Below are 7,035 nucleotides of genomic sequence, written 5' to 3' on the forward strand. Positions count from 1 at the left end.
CCATTGAACTCAACGCATCCCGCCAAATGTCTATATAATCTCTGCCAAATGGCAAAGGCAGGAGCAGCACCCATGGTTGCGCTGACAGGCACCGGCATCCCCCCCAAGCGGCGGGGCAAACTGGTATTGAAAGAACAGTCTTCGGACATCCTCCTGGGTGGCCGGGCACGGTTTGACGACCGCATTTCGATCTATCGCCTGACCGAAGAAGGCATCCCCCTGACGGCGATCATCAAGTTCGTCTCCTCGGTACCCATGCTCAAGGACGAACAGGTCCTGGCCAAGATCATCGGCCTCTCCGAACGCACCCTGCATCGGCGCCTGAAAACCCCGGACGAACCCCTGAACCCGGAACAGAGCGCCCGTGCGGTACGCTTTGCCCAGGTGTTGGCCAAGGCCCAGGACATCTTCGGCAGCAGTGAAGAGGCACAGGACTGGATGGCCAAGCCGGTGATGGGCCTCGACGGCCATAAACCGGTGGATCTGCTGACCAACCCCATCGGCTTCGAACTGGTGGACGAGTTCCTCACCCGCCTGGAATACGGGGTCTATCAGTGATCAGTATTCCGGGCAGCAGCGAGATTCATTTCTGGCGACTGGACGCCGCCCGGCACGCCGACAGTTGGGACAGTGGCATCGGTGCCGAGTTGTGCGGCGGGCGCTGGAACTCCAAAGGGGTCAAGGCCGTGTATGGCAGCGCCGATCCCGCCACGGCGATTCTCGAAGTGGCGGTGCACAAGGGCTTTGCCGCCCTCGATAACGTGCCCCATGTCCTCACCGGCGCCCTGATCCAGGACCCGTCGGCCATCTATCGTGTGGATGAACGCACTCTACCCAATCCCAACTGGCTGATCCCGGGCATCCCCAGTGCCGGCCAGCAGAAATTCGCCGACCAGTTGCTGGCCGACCATCCATTCGTGCTGGTGCCCTCATCGGTGTCCCGACACAGCTGGAACATCCTGATCAATCCGTTGCTGGCCAAAGGGCTGTACCAGGTGGTGATCCAGGAGCGCTTCGGTCTCGATACCCGTCTCAACCCGCCTGCGCACACCGCTGCCAATCGCCCGAACTGAACCCACAAAAAAGCGGGAACCTGCCCGACGCAGATTCCCGCAAATGCCCCTGTTGAAGGGGCTGTGTTCGCAGAGTTGATGCAAGCACCGAGGCGGGGGTGCCCACCCCGTCGGTTTACGGTTGCGGCTTGCGGTAGCTGTTGACGATGGCCGAGAAGTCCTTGCCGCCTTCCCCACGCTGGCTCATGGCCTGATACAGCTGCTGGGCCACGGCGCCGAGCACCACCGGCTGGTGAGCCTGACGGGCGGCCTCGGTGGCCAGCCCCAGGTCCTTGAGCATCAGCTCGGCACCGAAACCACCGGTGTAACCACGGGACGCCGGGGCGGTTTCAATCACCCCCGGCCACGGGTTGTAGGTATCGGAACTCCAGCAACGACCGGTGGAGCTGTTGATGATTCCCGCCAGCACCTGGGTGTCGATGCCCAGGGCATCCCCCAGGGCCATGGCTTCGCTGACGCCGATCATCGAGATCCCCAGCAGCAGGTTGTTGCAGATCTTGGCGATCTGCCCGGTGCCCACTTCGCCGCAGTGCACGATGTTGCGCCCCATCTGCGCCAGCACTGGCTGCAGGGTGGCGAACAGTTCGGTGCCGGCGCCGACCATAAAGGTCAGGGTCCCGGCCTGGGCCCCGCCGGTGCCGCCGGATACCGGCGCATCGGCCATGGCCACGCCGTGCTTGGCAGCTGCGGCAGCCACTTCGCGGGCGGTCTGCGGGTCGATGGTGCTGCAATCCACCGCCGGGACGCCGCGGCCAATCCCCGCCAGCACCCCGTCTTCACCCAGCCACACACTGCGCACATGGGCCGCAGCCGGGAGCATGGTGATCACCAGTTCGGCGCCTTCGGCAGCCGCCTTGGGCGAGGCAGCGACGTGCCCGCCCAGTTGCGCCAACTCCGCCAGCACGCTCTGGTTGAGGTCGAACAGGTTCAGCTGATGCCCGGCCTTGATCAGGTTGCGGGCCATGGGCGCGCCCATGTTGCCCAGGCCGATAAATGCAATGTTCATGTCAGGCTCCTCAACGCAGGCTGATGGTGGTGTTCACACCGTCGTTGACGCTGTCATCGTCGAACCAGCGGCTGGTGACGGTCTTGGTCTGAGTGTAGAACTGCACCACTTGCTTGCCGTACGGGCCCAGGTCGCCGAGCTTGGAGCCACGGGAACCGGTGAAGCTGAAGAACGGCACCGGCACCGGAATCGGAATGTTGATACCGACCTGGCCGACATCGATTTCACTCTGGAACTTGCGCGCCGCCGCGCCGCTCTGGGTGAACAGGCCGGTGCCGTTGCCGAAGGGGTTGGCGTTGACCAGGGCGATGGCCTGATCCAGGGTGTCCACCTCCAGCACCACCAGCACCGGGCCGAAGATTTCCTGGGTGTAGATCTGCATAGAGGGGGTCACCCCGGAGAACAGGGTCGGACCGATGAAGTTGCCCTGCTCGTAGCCCGGGACCTGGATGCCGCGGCCATCGAGCTCCAGCTTGGCGCCTTCTTTCACGCCGCTTTCGATCAGTTCCAGAATCCGCGCCTTGGCGCGCTTGGAGACCACCGGGCCGACATCGGTGCCCGGCTCGCTGCCGGCGTTGACCTTGAGTTTCTGCGCCAGGGCCTTGAGGTCCGGCAACCATTGTTTCGCGGCGCCCACCAGCACCACCACCGAGGTGGCCATGCAACGCTGACCGGCAGCGCCGAAGCCGGCGCCCACCAGGGCATTGAGGGTCTGTTCGCGGTTGGCGTCGGGCAGGACCACGGCGTGGTTCTTGGCGCCCATCATCGATTGCACGCGCTTGCCGTGCTTGCCCGCCAGGTCATAAACATGGGTGCCGACCGCAGTCGAACCGACGAAGGACACGGCCTTGATGTCCTTGTGGGTGCACAGCGCATCCACCACGTCCTTGCCGCCGTGCACTACGTTGAGCACGCCGGCCGGCACCCCGGCTTCCACCGCCAGCTCCACCAGCAGCATGGTGGACAGCGGGTCCTGCTCGGAGGGCTTGAGGACGAAGGTGTTGCCGCAGGCGATGGCCATCGGGAACATCCACAGCGGAATCATCGCCGGGAAGTTGAAGGGGGTGATCCCGGCGCACACGCCGATCGGCTGGCGCAGGGTGTAGGTGTCCACGCCGCCGGCGACGTTCTCGGCGAACTCGCCCATCTGCAGGGTGCCGATGGAGCAGGCATGTTCCACCACTTCCAGGCCGCGGAAAATGTCGCCCTCGGCGTCGGCGATGGTCTTGCCCTGCTCGGCGCTGAGGACCACGGCAATGCGTTTGGAGTGCTCGCGGATCAGGGCCTGGAGCTTGAGCATGATGCGCATCCGCGCGCCGATCGGGGTCAGTTTCCAGGTCTGGAAGGCGCGCTGGGCCGCGGCGATCGCGGCGTCGACTTCAGCGGTAGTGGCAAAGGGCACCTTGGCCAGCACTTCCTGGGTCGCCGGGTTGACGATGTCGTGCCATTCCTGGCTCTGGGACTGGACCCATTCACCGTCGATCAGCAGTTTGACCTGTTGCAGGGTGGTGCCGTCGGGCTTGAGGGATGCGTTCATGGGGTCTCCTGACTTCTTGAGTTCTTATGCAGGGAAACCAAGGCGGGCAAGCGCCTTGAAAGAGGGGCTGTCGCGAGTTGGTGTCGGACGGTTTTTGGAGTATAGATGTGCAAACTTCTAATAAGAACGCACATAAAATCCGGTCCATCATGCAAAAAAACATCACCTCGCTAAGTACCCTGAACTGGGACGACCTGAAGTTTTTCCTCGAAGTGGCGCGCACCCGCAAGGCCAGCAGCGCGGCCAAGCGCCTGGCGGTGGACTACACCACAGTGTCGCGGCGCATCGGTTCTCTGGAAACTGCCCTGGGCACCCTGCTGTTTGAAAAGTCTCGCACCAACGGCTTTGTTCTGACCGCCGAGGGCCTGCGCCTGCTGGGTTATGCGGAGTCCATCGAAAGCACCCTGCATATGGCGTGCGAGCAGGTCTCGGGCTCTGGCGTGGCATTGTCCGGGCATGTGCGCATGGGCTGTACCGAAGGCTTCGGCAGCTTCTTCATCACCCCGCAGTTGAGCCATTTCCTCGATGCCTATCCGGCGATCTCGGTGGACATCCTGCCGCTGCCGCACTTCATCAGCCTGTCCAAGCGCGAGGCGGACATCGTCATCGCCCTGGAACGCCCGGAGCACGGCCCTTACGTGTGCTGCAAGCTGTGTGACTACCGCCTGCAGCTGTACGCCACCCAGGAATACCTCGACCGCCACCCACCGATCCGCCGCCCCGGCGACCTGAGCGAGCATCAGTTCATCAGCTATGTGGATGACCTGGCCTTCAGTTCCGAGCTGCTGTACCTGGCCAATGTAGTGCCCGGGGCCAGCGCCAACCTGCGCAGCACCAGCGTCATTGCCCAGTACGTGGCAGCGCAGCAGGGCCGCTCGCTGGCGATCCTGCCATGCTTCCTGGCCGCCCAGGACCCGCGCCTGCTGCCAGTGCTGCCCAAGGAGATCAACCTGACCCGGCAATTCTGGATGTACTGCCGGGAGGACCTGCGCAAGTTGAAGCGGATTACCCTGTTGTGGGATTACATCCGCGAAGTGACCGAGCAGAATCGGCCGCTGCTCATGGGGGACAGTCGCAGCATGCTGTTCGCCGCCCCCTGATCCTTGGCGGCCGCAAGGACAACCGCAACAATGTGGGTCGCCGATCAGTCGGCGATCACCACGATCGACACCCGGCGGTTCTCGGTACGCCCGGCCACGGTGCTGTTGGAGGCCACCGGCTCACTGCTGCCAAGACCGCGCAACTGGATGTTTTCTTCACGCATGCCAACCTGAGTCAGCACCTTGACCACGCTTTTGGCCCGGCGCACGGAAAGCTGCACGTTGTAAGCCTCCTTGCCCGAAGCGTCAGTGTGGCCATCGACCCGGACCTTCTGGATATCGACGCTGAGCAGGGCCTTGCCGATGCGCTGGACGATCTCGGTGCTGGCCTGGTTCAAGGTTTCCACATCGCTGCCAAACAGCACCTTGCCCGACAGGCCGAAGGCCCAGCCTTCATCCGTCAGTTCGAAGCCCTCCTGTTTCAGTACCGCGATCTGCTGTGGCGTCAGACCTTTGGGCGGCACGCTCTGGCAGCCGGTCAGGGCCAACAGGGCCATGAATACCAGGGTGCTGAACAGTCGAACCGAACGTTGCGTCATTGAGAACAAGGGAATTAGCTCCTGTTTTGAACCTGAACGATAGGGAGCTCCGCCCCCACTGTGTGTTGCCCGCCTCGCGAACCGCGCTTGGCTTGGTACATGGCCTCATCGGCAGCGTTCAACAGGCTGCCGGGAGTCACGCCATGATCCGGATACACGGCAATGCCAATGCTCAGCGATGTCATGATCGACAGGTTGCCAGGCAGTTGGATCGGCACTTCCATGCTGTTGATGATCTTGTCAGCGATGCGCTGGGCATCCTCAAGCCGGTGCAGCGGGCTGAGCAGCACGGCGAATTCGTCGCCGCCCAGACGGGCCACCAGATCGTCTTCACGTAGCTGCGCACGGATCCGCGTGGCCACCGCCACCAGCACCGCATCACCGGCGGCATGGCCGAAGTTGTCGTTGATCTCCTTGAACCGGTCGCTGTCGAGAAACAGCACCGCCATGCGCTCGTTGAGTTTGTTGGCACTGCGCAGTGCACGAATCAGCCGGCCCTCGAAAAACGCTCGGTTGGGCAGGCCTGTCAGGCTGTCGTGACTGGCCTGGTGAGCCAGGGTTTCATTCTCGCTTTGCAGGTGGGTCTGCCAGGCTTCCAGCTCATCGAGCAGGGCATTGAAGTCGTTGCCGAGGTTGTCCAGTTCGGCGATTTCCGCACGCGGCACCCGCTGATCGAAGGCCCGCTCGCGCCGGGCCGCGTGGGCCACTTCCGCCAGGCTGCGCAAGGGCCCGGTGATGCCTCGCAGCTGCCGGCGCGCCAGGTACAGCGACATCCAGGCACTCAAGGCGGTGCACAGCACGATGCCCACCAGACCACTGAGCAGGAAGCGCAGCAGGCTACCGCCATGGCCGGTGACATTGACGCTGCCCACTTCCCGGTTCTGATGCAGGATCGGCAAGCTGATGGGCTTTTCCAGGAACGCACTGGCAACGTGCATTTCCAGATTGGTCAGCAGGCCGCTTTCCGGGCGTTGCCAACTGGCCAGCAGACGGCCCTGGCTGTCATAGACCTTGGCATCGGCCACCTCTTCGGTCGAGGCAATCAAAGCCAGGGCCTCGGTGGCCACCACGCTGTCGTTGAACACCACGGCAGCTTCCACGGTGTAGCTGATGGACCGGGCAATCAGGTGCAGGTTGTGATCGGCATAGACCCGCAGTGCCAGGACTCCGAGGAAGGTCAGGGACAGGCTGGCCATGGAGATCGCCAGCAGGGCGACGATCAGGTGGCCGCGACCTATGACCGACCGCAGGGTGGGGCGGGCGTTGGGCTTGAACCAATTCATGGGGCCGCCGGGCGACGACGCGACAGTTGCAGCACGCTGGGATGAATCTTCACCCCGCTGCGGGCCACCGAATCCAGGTTGACCTCGAACGACACCTGGTTGTCGCTGACCCGCAGGCAGAACAGGCTGCCCACGGTGCACTGGTCGCCACCCTCGCTGATGCTCAGCACGGGTTGGCCGGTCAGCGAATTGAACAGGCGGGTGCGTTCATCGTTGCTCAGTTTGCCGACATAGACCGAGTCGCACTCACTGACGATTGCCGGGCTGCTGGCCAGCAGGCGACGCACCAGCACCGGACGGCCGGTAGCCTGGGTGGTGCCCTTGAGCAGATCGTCGGTGTATTCGGTCGGACCCACCACGCACAGGCGCAGTTCTGCAGGTTCCACCGGCCAGCGAGCGTAGCTGAGGATGCCAAGCACTACTTGCGTCACCGCCTTGGCCCGCTGTTCAGCCAGGCTGGTGGAGGCTGACGGCTCTGGCTGCGCAATGGCAAGCAG

8 protein-coding genes are annotated in these 7,035 nt (G+C 63.5%); 3 read left to right on the forward strand and 5 right to left on the reverse strand.

Going from position 1 to position 7,035, the window contains the following annotated elements:
- Positions 1 to 72: 72 nt before the first annotated feature.
- Positions 73 to 558: a type II RES/Xre toxin-antitoxin system antitoxin gene (parS, locus tag BLX41_RS00310; RefSeq protein WP_123723291.1), complete on the forward strand. Its 486-nt coding sequence runs from the start codon at positions 73 to 75 to the stop codon at positions 556 to 558.
- A complete protein-coding gene (locus BLX41_RS00315) occupies positions 555 to 1,073 on the forward strand; it encodes an RES family NAD+ phosphorylase (RefSeq protein ID WP_123723292.1) in 519 nt (172 codons plus the stop codon). Before parS ends, BLX41_RS00315 begins: the two co-directional genes overlap by 4 nt.
- 115 nt (positions 1,074 to 1,188) lie before the next feature.
- Here BLX41_RS00315 and mmsB read toward each other — a convergent pair whose 3' ends face one another.
- Positions 1,189 to 2,079 carry a 3-hydroxyisobutyrate dehydrogenase gene (mmsB, locus tag BLX41_RS00320; RefSeq protein ID WP_123723293.1) on the reverse strand — a complete coding sequence of 297 codons (891 nt, stop codon included), beginning with the start codon at positions 2,077 to 2,079 and terminating at the stop codon, positions 1,189 to 1,191.
- Between the two features lie 10 nt (positions 2,080 to 2,089).
- A complete protein-coding gene (locus BLX41_RS00325; RefSeq protein ID WP_123723294.1) occupies positions 2,090 to 3,616 on the reverse strand; it encodes a CoA-acylating methylmalonate-semialdehyde dehydrogenase in 1,527 nt (508 codons plus the stop codon).
- A gap of 149 nt (positions 3,617 to 3,765) precedes the next feature.
- Here BLX41_RS00325 and BLX41_RS00330 point away from each other — a divergent pair, with 149 nt between their 5' ends.
- Complete coding sequence (locus BLX41_RS00330) at positions 3,766 to 4,716, forward strand: LysR family transcriptional regulator (protein ID WP_123723295.1); 951 nt, start codon at positions 3,766 to 3,768, stop codon at positions 4,714 to 4,716.
- Positions 4,717 to 4,760: 44 nt separating this feature from the next.
- Here the strand turns inward: BLX41_RS00330 and yfiB are convergent, their stop codons facing one another.
- From yfiB to yfiR, 3 genes are read right to left on the reverse strand one after another with little or no spacing between them, the layout of a single operon-like run.
- Positions 4,761 to 5,255, reverse strand: a complete 495-nt coding sequence (gene yfiB / locus BLX41_RS00335) for an outer membrane lipoprotein YfiB (RefSeq protein ID WP_123723296.1) — start codon at positions 5,253 to 5,255, stop codon at positions 4,761 to 4,763.
- 14 nt (positions 5,256 to 5,269) lie between these two features.
- Positions 5,270 to 6,538 (reverse strand): diguanylate cyclase DgcN/YfiN, encoded by a 1,269-nt coding sequence (gene dgcN, locus BLX41_RS00340; protein ID WP_123723297.1) that lies wholly within the window; start codon positions 6,536 to 6,538, stop codon positions 5,270 to 5,272.
- Positions 6,535 to 7,035: a regulatory sequestration protein YfiR gene (gene yfiR / locus BLX41_RS00345; RefSeq protein ID WP_123723298.1), complete on the reverse strand. Its 501-nt coding sequence runs from the start codon at positions 7,033 to 7,035 to the stop codon at positions 6,535 to 6,537. The genes dgcN and yfiR overlap by 4 nt, the downstream gene beginning before the upstream one ends.

It is taken from the genome of Pseudomonas protegens (assembly GCF_003732485.1).
Classification (GTDB): Bacteria; Pseudomonadota; Gammaproteobacteria; order Pseudomonadales; family Pseudomonadaceae; genus Aquipseudomonas; species Aquipseudomonas protegens_B.